Raw genomic sequence first — 21,839 nt, forward strand, 5'->3', positions numbered from 1 at the left:
GTCACGACTCGCCGCCGTTGATCACCGCTTGGTCGAGGGCGCCCGGCGACATCTTCCACTTGGCGAGGATCTTGGCGTAGGAGCCGTTGTCCATCAGCTTCTGCAACGCCTGCTGCACGGCCTTGGAGAGGTTCTGGTCCTCCTTGTTGACGAGGATCCCGTACGGCAGGAAGCGGTACGGCTCGCCCACCTGCTTCATCCGGCCGCCGGACTGCTCGGCCTGGTAGGTGATGGTGGGGGTGCCGCCGATGAAGGCGTTGGCCCGGCCGGTGGAGACGGCCTGCAGGCAGCCGACCGTGTCGGGGAACACCAGCACCTTGACCGCGGGCTTGCCCGCCGCCGTGCACTTCTTGTTCTGCTGCTCGGCGTCGTCGGCCTGGGCGGTGCCCTGCTCGACGGCCGCCGTCCTGCCGCACAGGTCGTCGAGCGACGTGATCGCCTGGGCGTCCTTGTCCTGGACGAGCAGCGAGCTGCTGGTCTTGAAGTAGTCGACGAAGGTGACCTTCTCGCGGCGTTCCGGCTTGTCGAGCATCGCCTGGATGGCCAGGTCGTACCGGCGCGCCTGCACGCCGGCGATGAGGCTGTCGAAGCTGGCCTGACTGAAGGTCACCTCGACGCCGAGCACCTGGCCGACGGCCTTCATGAGCTCGGGTTCCAGGCCGACGACCGACTTGTTGTCGGTGCCGAGGAAGACCAGCGGCGGATAGTTGTGACCGGCGGCGACGTTGAGCGTGCCGCTCTTCTTGATCTTGTCGGGCAGAAGGTCGTGGAGTTCCTGACTCTTCTGCTGCGCCGGCGCGGCCGCCTGGGAAGCGGCGTCGCCTCCGGAGCAGGCGGTCAGGGACAGGAGTCCCGCCAGGCCGAATGCGGCGGCTGCTTGGGTGAACCGCATCGCGCAGGACACCCCCTCTCGGGCTTGGTGCTACGTTCCGTGCACACCAATATTGGGGGTCCGTTCAGATCCGACAAGGTGATGGAGCATGCGCGTTGGTGCACATGCTGTTCACTCCTCCTTATCCTTTTCGCCGATCTCACCAGCCCTGTCGTTGCTGCTGAGCGATCGCGGGGCCCTCCGGTGGCCGGCGATCTGGTGATGCAAGTGGCCGGACTGTTAAGTTGGGGCGATGCTCACCCCGGTCCAGTTGCAGGCCATCCGCGAAGTGGTCGCCACCGGCTCGCTCCGGACGGCCGCCAAACGCCTCGGGTTCACGCCGTCGGCCATCTCGCAGCAGGTCTCCTCGCTGGAGCGAGCCCTGGGAGTGCAGCTGTTCGAGCGCCTGCCGCGCAGCGTCCGGCCCACCGCGGCGGGGGCCGAGCTGGCCCGCAAGGCCGCCCGGCTGCTGGCCGACCTGGAGGCGGCGGAGGAGGAGATGCGTTCCTTCGCCACCACCCACCGGGGCAGGCTGCGGCTCGGCAGCTTCTGGTCCGCCGGGTTCCGGCTGGTGCCCGCCGTCCTGGCCGAGTTCCTCCGCGACCGCCCCAACGTGGACATCCGGTACGAGGAAGGCGACCCGCACCGGACCATCCCCGCGGTGAACGAGGGGCGGCTCGACCTGGCCGTGGTCTTCGAGTACGGCATGGTGCCGCACACCTGGCCGAAGGACCTGACCATGACGTTGATCATGGAGGAGCCGCTCTACGTGCTCGTGCCGCCCGGCCACCGGCTGGCCGGGCGCAAGCGCATCCAGTTCCGGGAGCTGTCGGACGAGCGGTGGATCTCCTACACCGAGGGCATGGACGCCGCGCTCAACCTGTCGCACATCTGCGCGGCCAGCGGCTTCGACCCCGACGTGCTGTTCCGCACCAACGACTACAACCTGCCGTTCGAGCTCGTCCGCAAGGGGCTGGGGGTGGCGATCGTGCCGGAGCTGGCGATGATCGAGTCGCACGACGTGTGCGTGTTCCGGCTCGGCGACACCTCCCACGTGCGCCGCGTCTTCACCGTGTGCCGCGCCACCGACCCCAATCCGCTGCTCGGCCACGCCACGACCATGCTCATCAACGCCGCCGAGTCCCTGCACCTGCGCACGGACCTCCCCGTCGCCGTGTGAGCCGGGGTGACCGGTGAATCCACGGCCCCGCCGCACCACCCGGTCCGGCGGGGCCCTTGAGCCGGGATCAGGAGGGCTTGGCGTCGGTCCAGCCCGCCTCCAGGACGGTGGTGGAGCCGACCACCGTGCCGGGCTCGAAGTCCGCCCGCCGGCCCCCGGGCTCGACCACGACGCTCTGGATGCCGAGGGCCTGGCCGGTCGCCATGTCGAGGATCAGCCGGTGCTCCAGCACGCCGGAGCCCTTGACGCGCTCCTCCACGGCGACCGCCGTGCCCTGGCGGCCCTCGCCGTCCACGACGTTCTCGATGACCTTGACGGTGTCGAGGCCGGCGAGCATGCGGAAGGCCGCCCCCCGCACCCGCGGCGTCACCGGCATGTCGGTGATCAGCCCCACGCTGACCCGGAACAGCCAGGTGTCGGAACCCATCGGGACGCTGGACGACTCCGTGTCGTGCCCGTCGTACGAGCGCAGCAGCCACCGCTTGAGCCCGCCCGGGTCGCTCGGAAGGCCGCGCAGGTCCTTCATCGTGACGTTCCTGCCCAGCCAGAACACCTTGTCGCCGTCCACCAGCGGGCCGTGGCTGGTCCGCGCCTTGCCGGCGGAGGTCTTCAGCTTCAGGGGCCCGCCGGCCTTGCCCGGCACCACGACGTCGATCTCGCCGGGGGAGCCGGCCCGCTCCCACGCCTGGCGGTCCTCCTCGGTGGCCGGGCGCGCCCCGAGCGTCTGGTCGCGCCCCCACCGCTCGCCGCCGGCGGCGGCGGGCGTCCACAGTTCGCTGCGCTGCAGGTCCATGACCCGGTAGCCGCCCCGCGCCGCGCTGTAGACCGAACGGGTCACCGACGCCGTGTGCCAGTAGGCGCCGTCGCCCTCGCTGCGCCGGTCGGCCTTCTTCGCGGCGGCCAGCAGGACGTCCCGGGCCGACAGCCGCACCCGCGTCCCCGGCACCGTACTGGGGCTGACGGCGACCGGACGGCCGCCGTCGGGTCCCCGTGGCGTCGGCACGGTGCCGTTCCCCGACACGACCACGACCACCGCGGTCACGGCGGCCGCCGCCCCGGCCAGGCCGAGACCCCACGCGGGCCTGACCGTCACGCGCCGGCGCCGCGCCGGCCGCGGCCTCGCCATGGCGCGGGCCAGCTCGGCGTCCCTGGTGCGCGGGTCCACCGGCCGGTCGCCGAGATGCGCGGGCCGCGCCGCCCGCAGCTCGTCCATGAGGTTCATGACCACTCCTCGCTGAGGTTCCGTACGGGGGACAGGGACGGCTGGGCGGGCTCGCCGCGACGCGGTCCGGTGGCCGGTTCGCCGGCCACGGCCTGCCTGAGCCGCTTGCGGGCCCGGTGCAGCCGCACGCGGAAGGCCGCCGACGAGCAGCCGACGACGCGGGCGGCCTCCTTGGGGGACAGCCCGTGCCAGGCGACCAGGACGAGGATCTCCCGGTCGTCCTCCGGCAGCGCGGCCAGCGCCCGCAGCAGGCCCATCCGCTCGGTCACCTCGTCGGCCACGTCGCCCTCGGTCCAGCACCGCAGCTCGGCGGCCAGCGCCTCCCTGCGGGCCTCGGCCCGCACGTTGTCGCGCAGGACGTTGCGGGCGACGCCGAGCAGCCACGGCAGGGCGTGTTCCGGGACGTCGTCCAGCCGCCTCCAGGCGATGGCGAACGTCTCGCTCACCACCTCGTCGGCCACCTGCCGTCCCGCGCGGCTGACCACGTAGGCCCAGACCCGTTGTCGGCATTCGTCGTACATACCGGTGAACCGGTGCGCATCGTCCGTCACCACCCAGCCCCTTCGATCGGGTGCGTTCTCTGACATCAGGTAGTGGTGCGGACCTTCCGCTCGTTACGTCTGACCTGAAACTCTCAGCCCGTGATCACGGTGAGGCACTTTTCGGCTGCGCCATGTGGTCATCAGAAACCGCCCGAAACATCGGGCCTCCCCGGCACACTACGTGGTGCCGAAGCATCGCCTCCGCCGCCGCACGGCGGGGGCGGAGCCAGTACCGACCATCTCGGAGCACGACATCAAGACATCATCCCCGCAAGGCACCGAAGACCGCCGGCGCTTCCGGCTCGCCCGCGCGCTGGTCCGGAGCTGCCTGTCCGCCGCCGTCGCCCTCGCGTGCCTCGCCGCCCTGTCCACGAGCGTCGTCCCCGGCGGCGAGTTACGGACGGTGGGCGCGGAGAAGGCCGTCAGCGCCATCGGCGCCCGCCCCAACGACGGTTCCGGCTACTGGCCGGACTTCTCGAACACCGGTTACGCCCACACCCCGGCCAACGCCGGAGGGCTCGGCCTGGGCGCGTACCCGGGCAAGCTCACCGACTACGCGAAGGGCATGAGAGCCGACAAGCCGCTGCGGCTGGAGTTCCCTGACAACAGCGTCATCTCCTTCAAGCGCTTCCTCGCCGTGAAGGTGATGATCTACGGCGACAACCTCACGTTCGTCGGGTGCCTGTTCGAAGGCACCAACCCCAACGACAACCTCGTCCAGATCTACTCGGACAACAACATCAAGTTCCTCTACTCGACGTTCAAGCCGAGCTCCTACAAGATGCCGCCCGGCAACGACGGCACGGTCTCGTCGTCCCCCACCAAGCCGGGCACGCCCTTCGGGAAGTCCTGGCAGCTCGCCACGACGATGAAGGAAGCCGTGGCCGTCATGGACCACAACGACATCTGGGGCAACGCGGGCATGATCATGGTCACCGGTTTCCCGGGCCGCCCGTCCACGTGGACGAACAACTACATCCACGACATGGCCGATACGTCGCATGACGAATACCACCACGACGGCATAGGCCCGCAGAGCGAGGGCAACGGCGGCCCCATGATCGTCCGCCACAACACCCTGGCCTCCCTGGGCAACACCAACGCCCTGGCCCTGCAGGGCGACGGCGTGTACGACCACATCTCGGTCACGGACAACTACGTCTCGGGCTGGGGCTACGCGCTGTCCATCGGCGTGAAGAACAACGCCAAGAACATCACCGTCACCGACAACGTCTTCTCGGCCGAGCTCGAACAGCTCTACGGCTTCCTGTACGGCGGCATCTGGGGCGGCAAGGCGCGTGGCTCCACCTGGCGCCGCAACCTCGTCCAGGCCCGCACGGGCGACGACAACCGCGCCTACACGACGGCCGACAACGGCAAGTACCTCTGGCCGGACGGCAAGACCCACGCCACCGACTACACGGGCTGAGCCGCTTCCCCCGTGAGGATCGCCTCGCCGCTCCCCGTGCGCCACTCCGCGCCGGGGAGCGGCGAGGCCGTCCAAGATTCTCCGGTTCCGGCAGAAATGATCGGGGTGCCTCCACCCATGAAAAGGGCGTTCGCATCCGTACCGGAAGTGGAGGACGTCCTGATGGGAACCGCCGGTGTCAGCTGACACGCACAGGTTCGAAGCGGTCTACAAGGCGACCTACGACCAGATCACCGCCTACGCCGGCCGGCGCTGCGACTCGCCGCAGGACGCGGCCGACGTGGTCGCCGATACCTTCACCGTCGTCTGGCGCAGGATCGACGAACTGCCCCCTGGCGCGGAGGCGAGGCTCTGGGTGTACGGGGTGGCCCGCAACGTGCTGGCCGACCACCGCCGCGGCGCGCTCCGCCGCCGGGCGCGGCACCGGGACCTCGACGCGGAGATGGCCGACCTCTACGGCGATCCCGCCGACCACAGGGTCGAGAGGTCCGCGATCGCCCAGGCGTTCAGGACGCTTCCCGACGACGACCGCGAGCTGCTCGCGCTGGTCGCGTGGGAGGGCCTGGACCGCGCGGAGATCGCCACGATGCTGGGCCTGTCCCGCAACGCCGTCCGGATCCGGCTGCACCGCGCGCGCAGACGGTTCTCCCGGGCGCTCGACGAAGCCGACGTCCGGCGCACGCTGACCGACACCGTCGTACCCGTGGGGAGATCGCTGTGAGGGACATCGATGAGATCGGCGAGCTGCTGAGGCCGCTGGCCCGGATCACGCCCGACGAACCGGGCGGACGCGCCGGCGGGGCCCGCGCGCGGGCGCTGTTCGCCGACATCGTCGCCCAGGACCGGGACGCGACGACGACGGCGGCGCGAGACGCGATGACGACGGTGGCGCTCCCGCGACGCCCGCACGGGTGGCGCACCGGCCGCGGCCGCCGCGCGCTGCTCGGGCTCGCCGCCTCCGCCGTCCTCGCGCTCGGCGTCGTGCTCGGACCGGGCCTGGCCGGCGCTGGCGCGACCTCCTACGCCAACTCGGCGGTGGAGATCCACGAGGAGGCCGGCACGTACGTCGCCCGGATCAAGGACCCCTACGCGGACCAGCGCGAGTTCTCCGAGGCGTTCCGCGCCCTCGGCCTCGACGTCGAGCTCAACGTGATCCCGGTCTCGCCCTCCGCGGTCGGCGAGATCGTGCGCATGGGCGGTTCCGCCGAGACACCGCTGAACGTGCCCTACGGGGCTCGCAAGGAGCCGGCGGACTGCGACCTGGCCGACCGTGGGTGCTTCATGGTGGTGACGGTCCCGGCGGCGATCAAGGGCACGCCCGGCGTGCTGCGCTTCGAGCTGGGGCGGCCGGCCAAGCCGGGTGAGTCCTACGAGAACGACTGGCAGTCGGTCACCCGTCCCGGAGAGCCGCTGGCCGGGGTCAAGGTGAGCGGCCGGACCGTCGAGGACGTGCTGGCCGAGGTGCGCAAGCGCGGCCTGGCCGCGGAGTTCCGCCTCGTCGTGGTCCATGAGGGCGGGTACGAGGTCAAACCACTGGCGGCGGACGAGGTGGGCGACGACTGGATCGTCTTCAAGGTCACCCCGGCGCGCGAAGGCGTGGTCACCCTGGAGGTCACCGCCGAACGCCAGGGGGGTTTGGAGTACGCGGACTGACCCCCGGCGCCTCCGGTCCTCAGGAGCCGCCGGCCCAGTCCGGGAGCGGTTCGCGCCGGCTGCTCCATTCCGCCGGCGGGCGCGCGTCCGGAGCCGCCCCCACGATGCCGCCGACGATGGCGCACGTGGTGTCGACGTCCCCGCCGGCCGCCGCGGTGGTCCACATGGCGGCCGCGAAGTCACGGCGCTCGCGGGCCGCCACCCACAGCGTGAACGGGACCGTGTCGTGAGCCGTGACCCGCCGCCCGTTGCCGAGCATCCGGGCGGCCAGTACGGGGTCGCCGATGGTGAGGAGCTCCCGCGCCTCGGCGATGCCGTCGCGGACCATGCTCGCGGGCACGTGCTCCGCGACCCGGTCCAGGAACGGCCCGGCGGGCAGGCCCACTGCCACGGGGCGGGTGGCAGGAGGCGCGGACATCTCCTCGCATCCAACCGCATCTCCCGGTACGGCACCAGCCGTACCGGGAGCCGGCCGTACCGGGAGAACGTGCGGTCAGGCGATGAGCTGCTTGTCGGCCTGCTGCTGGATCTCGTCCTTGTCGGTGATGACCACCGCGTCCGGGATCGCGTCGGGCAGGTCGTCCTCCAGGTGGCGGACCGGCCGGTAGCGGAAGGCCGCCAGGCCGATCAGCACCGTCACCGCGCCCGCCACGATGGTCAGCAGGCCGATGCCCCGGCCCTGGGCGGCGCCCGCGATGGGGTTGAAGACGTGCTCGACCAGCGGGCCGGCCAGCAGGAAGCCGACCGGGACCATGGCCCAGCTGAGCATCAGGTTGGTGGCGATGACCCGGCCCTGCAGGTCGAGGCCGACCTTCTGCTGCACGATGGAGAACCAGTGCGCGTTCAGCAGCGCGGTGAGCAGCCCGACGAGGAACAGCCCGATCGCGGGCAGCACCGGGTTGGGTGCGATCCCGATGATCGCGAAGGCGACACCGAGGGCCATGAAGCAGCCGAGGATGCCGTGCGTGCGGCGCGCCAGACCGCCCGTCACCGTCATGATGAGGCTGCCCACCACGAGTCCGACGCCGCTCATCGAGAGCGCCAGCCCCAGGCCGCGGGTGTCGGTGAGGCTGAGCAGCAGCGGCGTGGACAGGACCTCGACCATGGCGAACGGGAAGTTCAGGAACGAGGTGAACAGGATGATCGCCAGCAGGCCGTGCCGGCGGGAGATGTAGCGCCAGCCGCCGGTCACCTCATGCCAGAACGGCTCCTCCCGCTTCTTGAACAGCGTGTCCGGGAAACGGACCGCCAGGGTCACGGTCACCGCGAAGGCGAACGTGGACAGGTCGATCACGACGATGCCGCGCAGCCCGACCACGGCCATGAGCGCCCCGCCCAGGAGCGGCGCCAGGACGGTTCCCGCCGCCTGTCCCAGCTGCGCCAGGCCGTTGGCTCTGCCGTAATAGCGTTTGGGCACGAGCTGGGCCACGGCCGCCATGTACGCGGGCTGGTGGAAGGCCGTCGAGACGGCGCCGACGGCGACGATGGCGTAGATGTGCCAGAGCTGGAGCCCGCCCGTCCAGAGCAGGGCGGCCAGCGCGATGGAGCCGCACCCCGCCGCCGAGTCGGCGGTGATCATGACGAGCCTGCGGTCCAGCCGGTCGGCCACCGCTCCGGCGATGGGCGCCAGCACGACGGCGGGCAGCAGCGCCATGACCGACACGATGGAGAACATCGTGATCGACTGCGTCTGCTGGTAGACCCACAGGCCCAGGCCGAACGTGGTCAGTCCCGTGCCCACCAGCGACACGAGCTGGCCGAACGCCACCAGGAAGAACGTCTTCAGGCTGGGCTGACGGCGGCCCGCCGGCGGCGCGGCCGGCGCGGGAGCGGGCGCGGGCGCGGGGACGTCGGCGTCGGCGCCGGTGAGGATCTCGGCCAGTTCGGGCGCCTGGTGCTTCTGGAAGTAGTGGCCCGCCTTGGGGATCACCTCCAGCGACACCGAGTCGGAGAAGGCCTCCCACTCGCGGTAGCGCTCCTCGTACAGCTCGGTCGCCCGGTCGTTCTCGCCGACCACGCACACGAGCGGCGCCGACAGCTTCTCGATGGGGTTCTTGTAGAGCTCGGTGTAGTAGTCCTCGCCCTCCTGGGTGTCGTGGAGGAAGACGCCCATGATGAAGTCCCGCTCGCCGGGGTCCAGCGCCTCGGTGAAGAAGCCCATGGCCCGCAGGAACTCCAGCGCCTGCCGCTTGGACGTCCACCGCTCCATCGGGAAGACCTTGCGCATCCAGGCGAACGCCTTGCCGGGCAGGCGGGGCGCCGGGAAGTGCCCGCCGATGACGACCTTGACCAGGTCGACGCCCTCCTCCTCCAGCCGGCGCGCCAGCAGGGTGGTGAGCGCGCCGCCCATGCAGTGGCCGTACAGGGCGACGGGCCCCTCGACCCGGTCCTTGATCTCCTTGACGCAGCCCTCGACGAGCTCGTGGAAGGGCAGGACCGGCTCGCCGGGGTTGCCGGTGTCGTGGCCCGGCGGCTCCAGCGCGAGCATGGTGACGTGCTCGGGCATGGCCGCGGCCAGCGGCTGGTACGTGATCGCCCCGCCGCCCGCGAACGGCACGCAGACCAGGGTCAGCGTGGCCGCGGTACGCGGCGGCGTCAGCTCGTGCAGCAGGCCGCCGCCCCGGGACGACGACCCGTCGAGCGTGGCGAACGCCCGGATCGTGGGGTGCTTGAACAGGTCCAGCACGGTCGCCTGGATCCCCGAGTCCCGTACGGCCCGCACGGCCTTGAACGAGTCGCCGCCCATCGCGAAGAAGTCGTCGTCGATCCCGATGCCCTGGACGCCCAGGATCGCCGACCAGAGTTCGACCAGCCTGACCTCGGCCGGGGTCCGTGGCGCCGCGCCCTCGGCGCGCGCCTGGCCCACCGGCTCGGGCAGCGCCTTGCGGTCCACCTTGCCGTTCGGGGTGAGCGGCAGCGTGTCCAGCGGCACGAACGCCGACGGGATCATGTAGTCGGGCAGCTTGCGCCGCAGGTGATCCCGCCAGTCGTGCTCGGCCCCGGGGTCGGTGACCAGGTAGGCGGCGATGCTCTTGTCCTCGTCGGAGCCGCGCACCACCACGGCCGCCTCGCGGACCGCGGGATGCGCCAGCAGCAGCGACTCGATCTCGCCGAGCTCGATGCGGTAGCCGCGGACCTTCACCTGCCCGTCGGCCCGGCCGAGGAACTCGATCGAGCCGTCGGCCCGGCGGCGGGCCAGGTCACCGGTGCGGTACAGCCGGGCGCCGTCCCGCCAGGTGACGAAGCGCTCCGCGGTCAGCTCGGGCTGGCCGAGGTAGTCGCGGGCCAGGCCGTCCCCGCCGATGTACAGCTCGCCGACCACGCCGGTGGGCACCAGGTTCATGGCGGTGTCGAGCAGGTGGATCCGGGTGTTGGCGATCGGCTGGCCGATCGTGATGGGCCCGTCGGTGACCCGGGTGAGCGTGGACCAGATCGTGGTCTCGGTCGGCCCGTACATGTTCCACAGCTCGGCCACCCGTCCGCGCAGGTCGGTGGCCAGGTCGGCGGGCAGCGCCTCGCCGCCGCACAGCGCCTTCAGGGTCGGCTTGCCCGCCCAGCCCGCCGACAGCAGAAGCCGCCAGGTCGCCGGGGTGGCCTGCATGACCGTCGCGTCGTCCAGCAGGGCGGCCAGCCGCACCGGGTCGTAGGCCGCCTCACGGCCGGCGATCACCACGTGGCCGCCGACCGTGAGCGGCAGGAACAGCTCCAGCACCGAGATGTCGAAGGCGAACGTGGTGACGGCCAGGAGCGTGTCCTCGCCGGTCAGGCCGGGCTCGCGGCTCATCGAGGTGAGGAAGTTGACCACCGAGGAGTGCTGGACGCGCACGCCCTTGGGCCGTCCGGTGGAGCCTGAGGTGTACAGGACGTAGCAGAGGTTGTCGCGCGTGGCCGAGGCGGGCAGCCGCCCCGGGCTCTCCTCGGGGAAGCCCTGGTCCGTGAGGATGAGCTCGCCCTGGAAGCCGGTGTAGCGGTCGGCCAGCTCGCGCTCGGTGACCAGCACGCCGATGCCGGAGTGGTCGATGATGTAGTCCTGACGGTCCCGCGGGTACATCGGGTCGAGCGGCACGTACGCGCCCCCCGCCTTCAGCACGCCGAGCAGGGTGACCAGCATCGTGGCCGACCGTTCCAGCGCCACGCCCACCAGCGTCTCGGGGCCCACCCCGGCCGCCCGCAGGCGCCGCGCGACCCGGTCGGCCCGCTCGTCCAGCTCCCGGTACGTCATCGAGGCGCCCTCGAAGGTGACGGCCACGGCGTCCGGCGTACGGTCGGCCTGCGCCTCCACCAGCTCGTGGACGCACCGGTCGGGCACCTCGACGGCCTGGCTGTCGAGCTGCTCGGCCAGTTCCTCGCCGGTGAGCAGGGCCAGCTCGGACAGCGGGGCCGTGGGGGTCGCGACGATCCCGGAGAGCAGGGTCTCGTAGTGCCGCAGCAGCCGCCGCGCGGTGCCCGCGTCGTAGAGCGCGGTGTTGTACTCCAGCCGGCACAGCAGCTCGTCGCCCTGCTCATAGACGTAGAGCACCAGGTCCACCTGGGCGGTGCCGGTCTCGACGGCCCTCTCCGCGACGGTCAGCCCGGCCATGTCGAGGTCGCTCTTGGGCAGGTTGAGCAGGTTGAACAGCACCTGGAAGAGCGGGTTGCGCGACAGGTCCCGCGGCGGGTTGAGCTCCTCCACCAGCCGTTCGAAGGTCACGTCCTGGTGGGCGTACGCGCCGAGCGCGTACGCGCGCACCTGCGCGAGGAGCTCCGTGTACGGCAGGTCGCCGTCCATCGTGGCCCGCATGACGAGGGTGTTGATGAAGCAGCCCGCGAGGTCCTCGAACTCGGGGCGGGTGCGGCCGGCCACGGGGGAGCCGACGCAGATGTCCTCCTGGCCGCTGTAGCGGTAGAGCAACGCGTGGAGCGCGGCCAGCAGGGTCATGTAGAGCGTGGCGCCGCGCTCCTGGCTCAGCCGCCGCAGGCCCCCGGCCAGTTCGGCGGGCAGCGCGTGGGTGGCGACGGCCCCCTCGAAGGTCTGCATCGGCGGGCGCGGCCGGTCCGTGGGCAGGTCCAGGCTGTGCGGGACGCCGCGCAGCTTCTCGGTCCAGAAGCCGAGGTCCACGGCCTGCTCCCGCTGCCAGCGCGCGTAGTCGCGGTACCTGACGGCCGGTTCGGGCAGCGTCCGGCCGTTGTACAGCGCCGCCAGCTCGGTGCGCAGCAGGGTGATCGTCCAGCCGTCCACGACGATGTGGTGGAAGGCGAGCGACAGGACGTGGTGGTCCGGGGCGAGCCGCAGCAGCCGGGCCCGGAACAGCGGGCCGCGCGCCAGGTCGAACGGCCGGGCCGCTTCCTCGCTCAGCGCCCGCTCGGCGTCGTCGCAGTCGTCGACCGGCAGCGGCACCTCGCCCGCGGGCAGCACCACCTGCTCCGGCTCGCCGTCCGGAGCGCGGAAGACGGTCCGCAGCGACTCGTGCCGCCGCACCAGCTCGCGCAGGGCGTCGTGCAGCCGCTCGGTGTCCAGCTCGCCCCGCAGGTCCAGCGCCGTGGCCACGGCGTAGGCGGCCGATCCGTGCACCTGGTCGATGAACCACATGCGCCGCTGGACGAACGAGACGGGCGCGGGACCGGGGTCCTCGACCACCGGGATCGTCTCGCGGGCCGGCGCGGAGGCGGCGGCCGGGGCGAGCCCGGCGACCGGCGTGGCGACGGCGGCCGGGACGATTTCGGCGCCGGGCGCGGCGGTGACGGCGGGGACGACCTCGCGGGCGGGCGCCGCCGCGGCGACGAGCGCCCGCTGGCCGCCCAGCGTGGGATTGTCGAAGATCGCCTCGATGGGCAGGCCGAGCCGGGAGGCGAGCTGCGTGGCCACGAGGGAGTCGCCGCCCAGGTCGAAGAAGTCGTCCCGCGGGCTCGCCGGCGCGATGCCGAGCACGTCGTGCCAGGCGGCGGCGACCGCGTCGGCCTCCTGGGCCGCCGCCTCACCGAGCGGCGCCGCCACGGGCAGCGGCGCGGGGGCCGCCGCCGTGACCTCGAAGCGCCGGGTGCGCGGCTCCACCCAGTAGCGGCGCCGGTCGAACGGGTACGTGGGCAGCGGCACCCGCCTGCCCGGCGGGGCGAAGGCCGCCCAGTCGACGTCGGCGCCGTTCACCCACAGGCGGCCGACGCCCTCCAGCAGGGCGGCCCGCCCACCGTCCGGCTCGGTGAACGGGGCGATCACCGCCTTCCCGCCCTGGCGGCGGACCAGCGTCGCCAGCGTGCGGCCCGGCCCGGCCTCCACCATCGCGGCGTCGGCCTCGACCAGCACGCGGGCGCAGTCGGCGAAGCGCACGGTCTCCCGCAGGTGGCGCACCCAGTACGCCGGATCCTTGGTCTCGGCGCCGGACACCCAGTCGCCCGTGACGTTCGACAGGTACGGCAGGCCGGGAGCGCCGAGCCGCACCGCGGCGACCTCGGCGGCGAAGGCGTCGAGCACCGGGTCGAGCATGGCGGAGTGGAAGGCGTGGGAGGTGCGCAGCGCCCGGCAGGCGACGCCCTGCCGGGTCAGCCGCCGCTCCAGCTCGGCGACGGCCCGCTCCGGTCCGGCCACGACACACGTCTCGGGGGTGTTGACCGCCGCCAGCGAGAGGTCCTCGCCGAGCAGCCCGGCCACCTCCGACTCGGGCAGCGGCACGGCCAGCATCGACCCGGGCGGCAGGCTCTGCACCAGGCGGCCGCGCGCCGCGACCAGGCGCAGGGCGTCCTCCAGGGTGAAGACCCCGGCCAGGCACGCGGCGACGTACTCGCCGATGCTGTGACCGGCCATCATCGCCGGGCGGACCCCGCGCTCCATGAGCGTGCGGGCCAGCGCGTACTCCGTGACGAACAGCGCGGGCTGGGTGAGCCGGGTCTGGTCGAGGTCGCCGGCCTCGCCGTACAGGGCCTGGCGCAGGTCGAGGCCGAGGTACGGCTCCAGGACGGCGGAGCAGGCGTCGACCGTGGCGCGGAAGACCTCCTCCGACCGGTACAGGCCCGCGCCCATGCCCCGGCGCTGCGCCCCCTGGCCGGGGAAGAGGAAGGCCACCTCGCGCCGCTGCGACGCGCCCGTGACGAGCTCGGCCTCCTGGGCCGAGCGGTGGTCCTCGGCGACCAGGAATCCGCGGTGGCGCAGCCGGCGGCGGCCGTGCCGCAGGGTGGTGGCGACGTCGCCCAGGTCGAGGTCCGGGTGAGCGCGCAGGTGGGCGCGCAGCCGGGTGGCCGACTCGGCGAGCGCGGCGTCACCGGCGGCCGACAGGACGAGCAGGTGGGGGCCGGCCGCCGGGGGAGCGGGGATCGGCGCGGGCGCCTCGGGCGCCTCCTCCAGCACGACGTGGGCGTTGGTGCCGCCCATGCCGAAGGCGCTGACGCCCGCCCTGCGCGGTCCGTCGCCCGCCGGCCATTCGGCGCGGGTGGTGGGCACGTGGAACGCGCCGAAGTCGATGCGCGGGTTGGGCGTCGCGAAGTTGACCGTGGGGGGCAGCGTGCGGTGCTTGAGCGCCATCACGGTCTTGATCAGCCCGGCCATCCCGGCGGCGGCGTCGGCATGGCCGATGTTGGACTTGACCGAGCCGAGCGCGATCCGCCGGTCCCCGGTGAAGACCTGGGACAGCGCCGCGATCTCGATGGGGTCGCCGAGCGCGGTGCCCGTGCCGTGCGCCTCGATGTAGCCGATCGTGCCGGGCTCGACGCCGGCCGCGGCCAGCGCCGCGGTGATGACCTCGGCCTGCCCGTCCACGGCCGGCGCGGTGTAGCCGACCTTCCGGGTGCCGTCGTTGTTGACCGCGGAGCCGCGGACGACGGCGTGGATGGTGTCGCCCGCGGCGAGCGCGTCCTCCAGCCGCTTCAGCACGACGACGCCGACGCCGCCGGCGCCGATCGTGCCCTGGGCCTCGGCGTCGAAGGGGCGGCAGTGGCCGTCCGGGGAGCCGATGCCGCCGCTCTGGTAGAGGTAGCCGCGGCGGGACCAGGCGTTGACCCGTACCGCCCCGGCCAGCGCGACGTCGCAGTCGCCCGCGATCAGGCTCTGCCTGGCCAGGTGGAGGGCGACCAGCGAGGTCGAGCAGGCGGTGTTGACGCTGACGCTCGGGCCGCGCAGGTCGAGCTTGTACGAGGTCCGGGTGGGCAGCGAGTCCTTGTCGTTGCCGAGCATGACCTGGTACGCGCCCACCGCCCTGAGCACGTCGGGCGCGGCCAGCAGGTTCTCGATGTAGTAGGTGCTCATCGCCGAGCCGGCGAAGACGCCGATCCGTCCGGTGACGCGGTCGGGGTCGCAGGCCGCGTCCTCCAGCGCCTCCCAGGCGGTCTCCAGGAACAGGCGCTGCTGCGGGTCGAGGATCTCGGCCTCGCGCGGGGTGAACGCGAACAGCTCGGCGTCGAACAGGTCGATGCCGTCGAGCACGGTCCCCGACCGGACGTAGGCGGGGTCGGCCAGCAGCGCGGGGTCCTCGCCGTCGGCGAGCAGCTCCTCGTCGGTGAAGTCCTGGACGGCCTCGACGCCGTCGCGGATCGCCGCCCAGAACTCCTCGGGCCCCGTGGCGCCGGGGAAGCGGCAGGCCATGCCGACGATGGCGAGCGCGCCCGAGGGGGGCGCGCCGGTCGTCGTGGCCGTCTCCCGCGCCGGGCCGTCCGGGCTGAGGAACGCGGTCAGCGAGGCGACCGTCGGGTACCTGAACAGGTCGGTGACCGTGAGGCTGAACCGCTTGCGCAGCCGCTCGTGCACCTGCAGCACGAGCAGCGAGTGGCCGCCCACCTCGAAGAAGTTGTCCTCGGGGCCGAAGGAGGAGGTGCCGAGCGCCTCCCGCCAGGCCCGCGTGACCAGCCGGGCGACCTCGTGGCGCGGCGTGTCCGCGGCCGTCTCCGCGCCCGTCGCGGCGGGGGACTCGTCGCCGTCCATGGCGCCGGCCAGCACCTGGCGGAGGTCGGCCACCAGGCTGCTGATCGTGCCCGCGTGGTACAGGTCCGTGTTGTACTCCACGAGCCCGTCCAGCGTCTCGCGGACGCCCACGGTGAGGTCGAACTTGGCCGTGCGGTCGGGGATCTCCACCGGGGTGACCGTCAGGCCGGTCAGCTCCAGCTCCGCCGTGGCCTCGGGCAGCATGTTGAACATCGTCTGGAACACCGGGCTGCGGTCCAGGCGGCGCTCGGGGTTGAGCTCCTCCACCAGCCGCTCGAAGGGCATGCCCTGGTGGTCGTGGGCGTCGAGCACCGCGTCCCTGACCCGCTCGACCACCTCGGCGAACGACGGCTCGCCCGACAGGTCGGCCCGGATGGCCAGGGTGTTGGTGAAGAACCCGATCAGGCCCTCGGACTCGATCTCGTCGCGGTTGGCGACCGGCGTGCCCACCACCAGGTCGCGCTGCCCGGAGCGCCGGGAGAGCACCACGAGGTAGGCCGCGAGGAGCACCATGTACGGGGTCGCGCCCAGGCTCCGGCAGTACGCCCGGAACTCCTCGCGCGGGAGGTCCAGGGAGAAGGGCAGCTCGGCGCCCGCGTACGTCTGGACGGCCGGCCGGGGCAGGTCCGCCGGCAGCTCGGTGACCGGCGGCGCGCCCGCCAGCGCCGCGCGCCAGTAGGCGAGGTCCTCGCCGTGGTCCCTGCCCCGCTGCCGGATCGCGTAGTCGGGGTACTGCTGGGACAACGGCGGCAGCTCGCGCCCGTCGTAGAGCGCGCTCAGCTCGCGGCGCAGCACGTCCAGCGACCAGGCGTCGGCGACGATGTGGTGCAGCGTGAGGTGCAGGACGTGCCGCTCGGGGCCCTCGCGCAGCAGGTGCGCGCGGATGAGCGGGCCGGTGGTCAGGTCCATCGGCGTGGCGTCCGCGGCGTCGGCCAATTCGACGGTGAGCGAGTCGGCCACGATCTGGTACGGGCCGTCCTCGTCCATGGCGAACGTGGTGCGCAGGCTCTCGTGCCGGGCCACCAGGGCGTTCAGCGCGCGGTGCAGCGCCTCGCGGTCGAGGGGGCCCTCGATGCGGAAGGCGAGCGGGATCAGGTAGTGCGCGGCGCCCGGCGCCATCCTGTCGAGGTACCAGGCGCGGAGCTGGGTGAACGACATCGGCAGCCGGTCGGGCCTGGACCGTGCGGTCGCGGCCTGCTGCTTCTTCTTCCGTAACGCTTCCAGGAGCTGGCGCTGCTGGTCTGACAGACTCATTGGGGACCTTCCATCGACCGCAGCAGGGCTTCGGCCTCGTCGTCCGAATACGCCGCGACCATGAGATAGAGCTCCGCGGCCGCCTCCACGTCGGGCGACGTGAGGTCAGCGGCGAGCTCGGCGACGGTCGGGTGGGAGAACAGTGTGCGCAGCGGGACCCGCACCTCCAGGGCGTCGCGCAGCCGGGAGGCGATCCGGGTGGCGTTGAGCGAGTGGCCGCCCAGCTCGAAGAGGTTGTCGTGCCGTCCGACCTGCCCGCCCAGCACCTCCTGCCAGACGGCCGCGACGACCTGCTCCAGCGGGGTGACGGGGGCGGTGAAGGCGCGCGCCCCCTGGCCGGGGTCCGGCAGGGCGTGCCGGTCCACCTTGCCCGAGGGGTTGACCGGCAGGGCGTCCAGCGGGACGAACGTGCTCGGCACCATGTACTCGGGCAGCCGCTCGGCCAGGTACGGGCGCAGCCCGGTGGTGTCGTCGGCGGCCACGTACGCGACCAGCCGGTCCTCCCGCGCCATGACGAACGCCTCGCGCACGGTGGGGTGCCCGGCCAGCACCGCGGCGATCTCGCCGGGCTCGACCCGGTAGCCGCGGATCTTGACCTGGTCGTCGGCGCGGCCCAGGAACTGGATGTCCCCGGCCTCGTCGAGGCGGGCCAGGTCGCCGGTCCGGTACAGCCGGCGGCCGTCCCGCCAGGTGATGAACCGCTCCGCGGTCAGCTCGGGCTGGCCGTGGTAGCCCCGGGCCAGGCAGGCGCCGCCGAGGTGCAGCTCGCCGGGGACGCCGTCGGGCGTCTCGTTGCCCAGGCGGTCGAGGATCAGCGCCTGGACGCCCGTGACCGGCCTGCCGATGGGCGGCAGCCGTGGCCAGTCCTCCGGCGGGCCGGTGAGCGTGTGGGCGATGTCGATGATCGCGCCCTCGGTCGGCCCGTACTGGTTGTGCAGCGTCATCCACGGCCTGATGAACCGTTCGAGCTGCGGCGTCACCTGGAGCTGCTCGCCCGCCGTGATCACTTCGCGCAGCGTGGCGGGCGGCTCGGCCCCGGCGCCGGCCAGCGACTGCAGGGCCACGAACGGCAGGAAGATGCGCTCCACCCGGTGGCGGGCGATGTGGTCGAGCAGCGCGGCCGGGTCGCGCCGCACCTCGTCGCTGACCATGACCAGCGTCCCGCCGTACGCCCAGGTGCTGAACATCTCCTGCACGGAGACGTCGAAGCCGAGCGCGGTGAACTGCAGGCTGCGGTAGGCGCCGCTGTGCCAGGCCATGAGGTTGGCGACGGGGCGGTGCGGCATCGCCACGCCCTTGGGCTGTCCGGTCGAGCCGGAGGTGAACAGGATGTAGGCCAGGTCGTCGGGGCCGGCGCCGCCGTCCGGCCGGTGGTCGGGCCGGCCGTCGAGGTCGGTGTCGACGTGGACGGGCCGCTCGTGCGGCAGCCCGCCGGCCAGCGCCCGGTGCGTCACCAGGACCGGGGTGTCCACCCGGCCGAGCACCTGCGTGAGACGGCCCTCGGGGTAGGAGGGGTCGAGCGGCACGTACGCGCCGCCCGACTTGAGGATCCCCAGCAGCGCCACGGGCAGGTCGAGCGAGCGGCGCACGTGCAGGGCGACCGGCACCTCGGGGCCGACGCCGAGCTCGCGCAGCAGGTGGGCGAGCCGGTTGGCGCGCCGGTCGAGCTCGGCGTAGGTGAGGGCGGCGCCCTCGAACTCGACGGCGACCGCGTCGGGCGTCCGGTCGGCCTGCTGCTCGAACAGCCCGTGCAGGGTCCGGTCGGGGCCGCGGCCGGCGGGGCCGTGGTCACGGGTGAGCAGCGTGGAGACCGGCGCGGCCGGGTCGGCCGCCACCTGCTCCAGGACGCGCACGTAGTGGCCCAGCAGGCGCTCGGCCGTGGCGCGCTCGAACAGGTCGGTGGCGAACTCCAGGCTCATCTCGCGCCCTTCGGCGTACAGCACCAGGTCGGCCTTGGCGCCGCCGTTCTCCACCTCCTCCAGCATCCGGAAGGTCACCCCGTCGGCCCGTAGCGCGGCCGGGGGTTCCTGCATCGCGAACATCACGTCGAAGGGCGGCCGGCCGTCCGGGCAGAGCTCCCGCACGATCTCCTCGAGCGGCACGTCCGTGGGCGTGGCGAGCACACCGGCTCGTACGCGGGCCAGCAGGCGCTCGAACGACGGGTCGCCCGCCAGGCCGGTCCTGATCGGCAGCGTCTCCACGAAGAACCCGATCGCGGCGTCCGCGCCCGGCGCCTCCCGGCCGGAGAACGGCACGCCCGTCACGATGTCGTCCCGGCCGCTGTAGCGGTGCAGCAGGGCCTGGAACGCCGCGAACAGCACCATGAACGGGCTGGCCTGAGCGCGCCGGCCCAGCGACTCCAGCTCGGTGAGCAGTCCGTCGGGCAGCGTGGCCCGCACCCGGCCGCCGCGCCGCGACGGGCCGGACGGTCCCGGGCCGTCGGCGGGCAGCCCCAGCCGCTCGGGCGGCGACTCCAGGAGCTTCCTCCAGTACGGCATGCCGTCCGCGCCCCGCGCCCGCCGGTGCGCTCCGGCCGGCGCGGGCAGGCTCTCGCCCGCGTAGAGCCGCGCCAGCTCGTCCAGGAAGACCCCGGCGGACCAGCCGTCGAAGGCGATGTGGTGGACGTTCACCAGCAGCCGGTGGCTGTCGTCGGCGAGCCGCAGCAGCAGCGCCCGCAGCACGGGGCCGGTGCTCAGGTCGAAGGGGTCACGGGCGGCGTGCTTGGCCAGCGCGGTCGCGCCGCGCGGGGTGGCGTCCATGACCTTCAGCGGTACGGTCACCGCCGGCTCCACCACGGGCACCGGCTCGCCGTCGCGCTCCTCGTAGCGGGTGCGCAGGGGCGCGTGCCGGCGGACGATCTCGTTGATCGCCGCCTCCAGGCGCCCGGTGTCGAGGGGGCCGTCGAGGGCGTACAGGATGGGCACGTTGTACTGCGCGCCGGGCGCCACCTGGTCGATGAACCAGAGCCGGCGCTGCGCGGGCGTCAGCCCGCCCCCGTCCTCGGTCGCCGCGGCCGTCCGCGGCAGGCCGTCGACCGCGCGGGCCAGTTCGGCGACCGTGGGGTGCTCGAAGAGCATCCGGGGCTCGACGGGCTTGCCCAGGCTCTCGACGGCGCGGGCGGCGATGCGCATCGCCAGCAGCGACTGGCCGCCCAGGGCCAGGAAGTCGTCGTCCGCGCCGACGGTGCCGGCGTCGAGGACGTCCTGCCAGATCTCGGCGAGTGCCACCTCGGTCGGGGTGCCGGGCGGGACGGTGGAGCGGGACTCGCGGACCGGGTCGGGCAGCGCGGCGCGGTCGACCTTGCCGTTGCCGGTCAGCGGGAGCTCGTCCAGGAACACCCAGGCGGTGGGGATCATGTAGTCGGGCAGGAGCCGGCGCAGGTGGACGCGCATCTCCTGCTCGGTCGCCGTCCCCACGACGTAGGCGACCAGGTCGCGGCCGCGGACGGCGGTGGTGACGGCCCGCACGCCCTGGTGACGGCCGAGCACGGTCTCGATCTCGCCGAGCTCCACCCGGTTGCCGCGGATCTTGACCTGGTCGTCGAGCCGTCCCAGGAACTCGAACGCGCCCGCCGGATCGCGGCGGGCCAGGTCTCCGGTGCGGTAGAGGAGCCGGCCGTCCTGGTCGCGGACGAAGCGCTCGGCCGTGAGGTCCGGCCGGCCGAGGTAGCCGAGGCCGACGCACACGCCGCCGAGGTGGATCTCGCCCTCCTCGGCGGGCCGCATCTCCTCGTCCAGCAGGTGGACGGTGACGCCGGGCAGGGGTGTGCCGAGCGCGGGCGGACGGCTCCGGTCGTCCCGGGGCGGCACCTCGCCGGCGATCGCGTTGACCGCGCACTCGGCCGGGCCGTACAGGTTGACCAGCTTGAAGGGGAGCCCGGGGCGCGGGTAGGTGGTGAGCCGGTCGCCGCCGGTGCTCAGCGTCGCCAGCCTGGTCTCCGCGGGCCAGGACAGGCCGAGCAGGCCCTCGGCGATGGGGGTGGGCGCGTAGCAGGTGGTCAGCTCCTGCTCGACGATCCAGTCGCGCAGGGCGGGCAGGGAGAGCCTGGTGCGCTCGTCGGGGATGACCATCGTGGTGCCCGCGGTCAGGTACATCCAGATCTCCCAGACCGACGGGTCGAAGTTGGGGCTGGTGAGCAGCGGGGCACGGCCGCCCAGCCCGAAGGTCTCGTGCGACCACGCGATCAGGTTGGCCAGCGCGCGGTGGGGGACGAGCACGCCCTTGGGAGTCCCGGTCGAGCCGGAGGTGTGGACGACGTAGGCCGGATCCTCGGGCCCGGCGTCGGGAAGGGGCGGCGCGTCCGCCGCGGTGAGCTCGTCGATCACGGGGATGCCGTCGGGGACCAGGGATCGCCACTCCGGCGCCGTGACCACGGCCGAGGCTCCCGCGAGCATGGCGCGGATCCGCTCGGCAGGGGTGGCGGGGTCGATCGGCGCGAAGGCGAGGCCCGCCTTCATGGCGCCGAGCTGGCCCGCGACCAGCCGGGTGGAACGGTCCGCCAGCACGGCGACCCAGGGCTGACCGGTCGTCGTGAAAGGACGCAGCCGCACGGCGAGGCCGTTCGCGAGGCGGTCCAGGTCACTGTAAGTGAAGTGATCTTGACCGGCCGAAATGGCGATCCCTTCTGGGGTCTCGCGCAGCCGATCCTGGTAAAGCCGCAGAACAGATGCGAAAGGTGATGCATCTGACGTCATTGTCGCGCCTGCCGATTGTTGAGTTTTTTGCGCCGTTTTCGGCACGCCGCGGATCAGGATGATTGATCACCAGATCGGTGTCAACCCTCTTGCGATCACCCCGCTGGCTC

The 21,839-nt window shown here is 72.9% G+C and carries 10 protein-coding genes; 4 read left to right on the plus strand and 6 right to left on the minus strand.

The genetic code is table 11. From position 1 onward, the window contains the following. Position 1 precedes the first annotated feature (1 nt). Positions 2-892, minus strand: a complete 891-nt coding sequence (locus HD595_RS27295) for an ABC transporter substrate-binding protein (RefSeq protein ID WP_253773816.1) — start codon at positions 890-892, stop codon at positions 2-4. Between the two features lie 232 nt (positions 893-1,124). Here HD595_RS27295 and HD595_RS27300 point away from each other — a divergent pair, with 232 nt between their 5' ends. Beyond that, entirely contained in the window at positions 1,125-2,051 is a 927-nt protein-coding gene (locus HD595_RS27300) for a LysR family transcriptional regulator (protein ID WP_253773818.1), read from the plus strand. 67 nt (positions 2,052-2,118) lie between these two features. Here the strand turns inward: HD595_RS27300 and HD595_RS27305 are convergent, their stop codons facing one another. After that, entirely contained in the window at positions 2,119-3,273 is a 1,155-nt protein-coding gene (locus HD595_RS27305) for a CU044_5270 family protein (protein WP_253773819.1), read from the minus strand. After that, positions 3,270-3,824, minus strand: a complete 555-nt coding sequence (locus HD595_RS27310) for an RNA polymerase sigma factor (RefSeq protein WP_253773821.1) — start codon at positions 3,822-3,824, stop codon at positions 3,270-3,272. The genes HD595_RS27305 and HD595_RS27310 overlap by 4 nt, the downstream gene beginning before the upstream one ends. 175 nt (positions 3,825-3,999) lie before the next feature. Here HD595_RS27310 and HD595_RS27315 point away from each other — a divergent pair, with 175 nt between their 5' ends. The 3 genes from HD595_RS27315 to HD595_RS27325 all read left to right on the plus strand — a co-directional run bounded on the left by HD595_RS27315 (position 4,000) and on the right by HD595_RS27325 (position 6,897). Beyond that, the gene (locus tag HD595_RS27315) at positions 4,000-5,244 is read left to right on the plus strand and encodes a hypothetical protein (RefSeq protein WP_253773823.1); all 1,245 of its coding nucleotides are present in this window, start codon (positions 4,000-4,002) and stop codon (positions 5,242-5,244) included. A 175-nt stretch (positions 5,245-5,419) separates the two neighbouring features. After that, complete coding sequence (locus HD595_RS27320) at positions 5,420-5,965, plus strand: RNA polymerase sigma factor (RefSeq protein ID WP_253773825.1); 546 nt, start codon at positions 5,420-5,422, stop codon at positions 5,963-5,965. Next, positions 5,962-6,897 (plus strand): hypothetical protein, encoded by a 936-nt coding sequence (locus HD595_RS27325; RefSeq protein WP_253773827.1) that lies wholly within the window; start codon positions 5,962-5,964, stop codon positions 6,895-6,897. Before HD595_RS27320 ends, HD595_RS27325 begins: the two co-directional genes overlap by 4 nt. Before the next feature lie 19 nt (positions 6,898-6,916). Here the strand turns inward: HD595_RS27325 and HD595_RS27330 are convergent, their stop codons facing one another. The 3 genes from HD595_RS27330 to HD595_RS27340 all read right to left on the minus strand — a co-directional run bounded on the left by HD595_RS27330 (position 6,917) and on the right by HD595_RS27340 (position 21,729). Then, positions 6,917-7,315: an ADP-ribosylglycohydrolase family protein gene (locus HD595_RS27330; protein ID WP_253773829.1), complete on the minus strand. Its 399-nt coding sequence runs from the start codon at positions 7,313-7,315 to the stop codon at positions 6,917-6,919. A 75-nt stretch (positions 7,316-7,390) separates the two neighbouring features. Then, positions 7,391-17,035, minus strand: a complete 9,645-nt coding sequence (locus tag HD595_RS27335) for a non-ribosomal peptide synthetase/type I polyketide synthase (RefSeq protein WP_253773831.1) — start codon at positions 17,033-17,035, stop codon at positions 7,391-7,393. After that, complete coding sequence (locus HD595_RS27340) at positions 17,032-21,729, minus strand: non-ribosomal peptide synthetase (RefSeq protein ID WP_253773833.1); 4,698 nt, start codon at positions 21,727-21,729, stop codon at positions 17,032-17,034. Before HD595_RS27340 ends, HD595_RS27335 begins: the two co-directional genes overlap by 4 nt. Positions 21,730-21,839 lie beyond the last annotated feature (110 nt).

This window comes from Nonomuraea roseoviolacea subsp. carminata (assembly GCF_024172185.1).
Taxonomy (GTDB): domain Bacteria; phylum Actinomycetota; class Actinomycetes; order Streptosporangiales; family Streptosporangiaceae; genus Nonomuraea; species Nonomuraea roseoviolacea.

What these genes read in the sequence shown, in the direction of transcription:
- HD595_RS27295 (WP_253773816.1), bottom strand. Translation starts at nt 892, where the DNA reads ATGCGGTTCACCCAAGCAGCCGCCGCATTCGGCCTGGCGGGACTCCTG.
- HD595_RS27300 (WP_253773818.1), top strand. Translation starts at nt 1,125, where the DNA reads ATGCTCACCCCGGTCCAGTTGCAGGCCATCCGCGAAGTGGTCGCCACC.
- HD595_RS27305 (WP_253773819.1), bottom strand. Translation starts at nt 3,273, where the DNA reads ATGAACCTCATGGACGAGCTGCGGGCGGCGCGGCCCGCGCATCTCGGC.
- HD595_RS27330 (WP_253773829.1), bottom strand. Translation starts at nt 7,315, where the DNA reads ATGTCCGCGCCTCCTGCCACCCGCCCCGTGGCAGTGGGCCTGCCCGCC.
- HD595_RS27335 (WP_253773831.1), bottom strand. Translation starts at nt 17,035, where the DNA reads ATGAGTCTGTCAGACCAGCAGCGCCAGCTCCTGGAAGCGTTACGGAAG.
- HD595_RS27340 (WP_253773833.1), bottom strand. Translation starts at nt 21,729, where the DNA reads ATGACGTCAGATGCATCACCTTTCGCATCTGTTCTGCGGCTTTACCAG.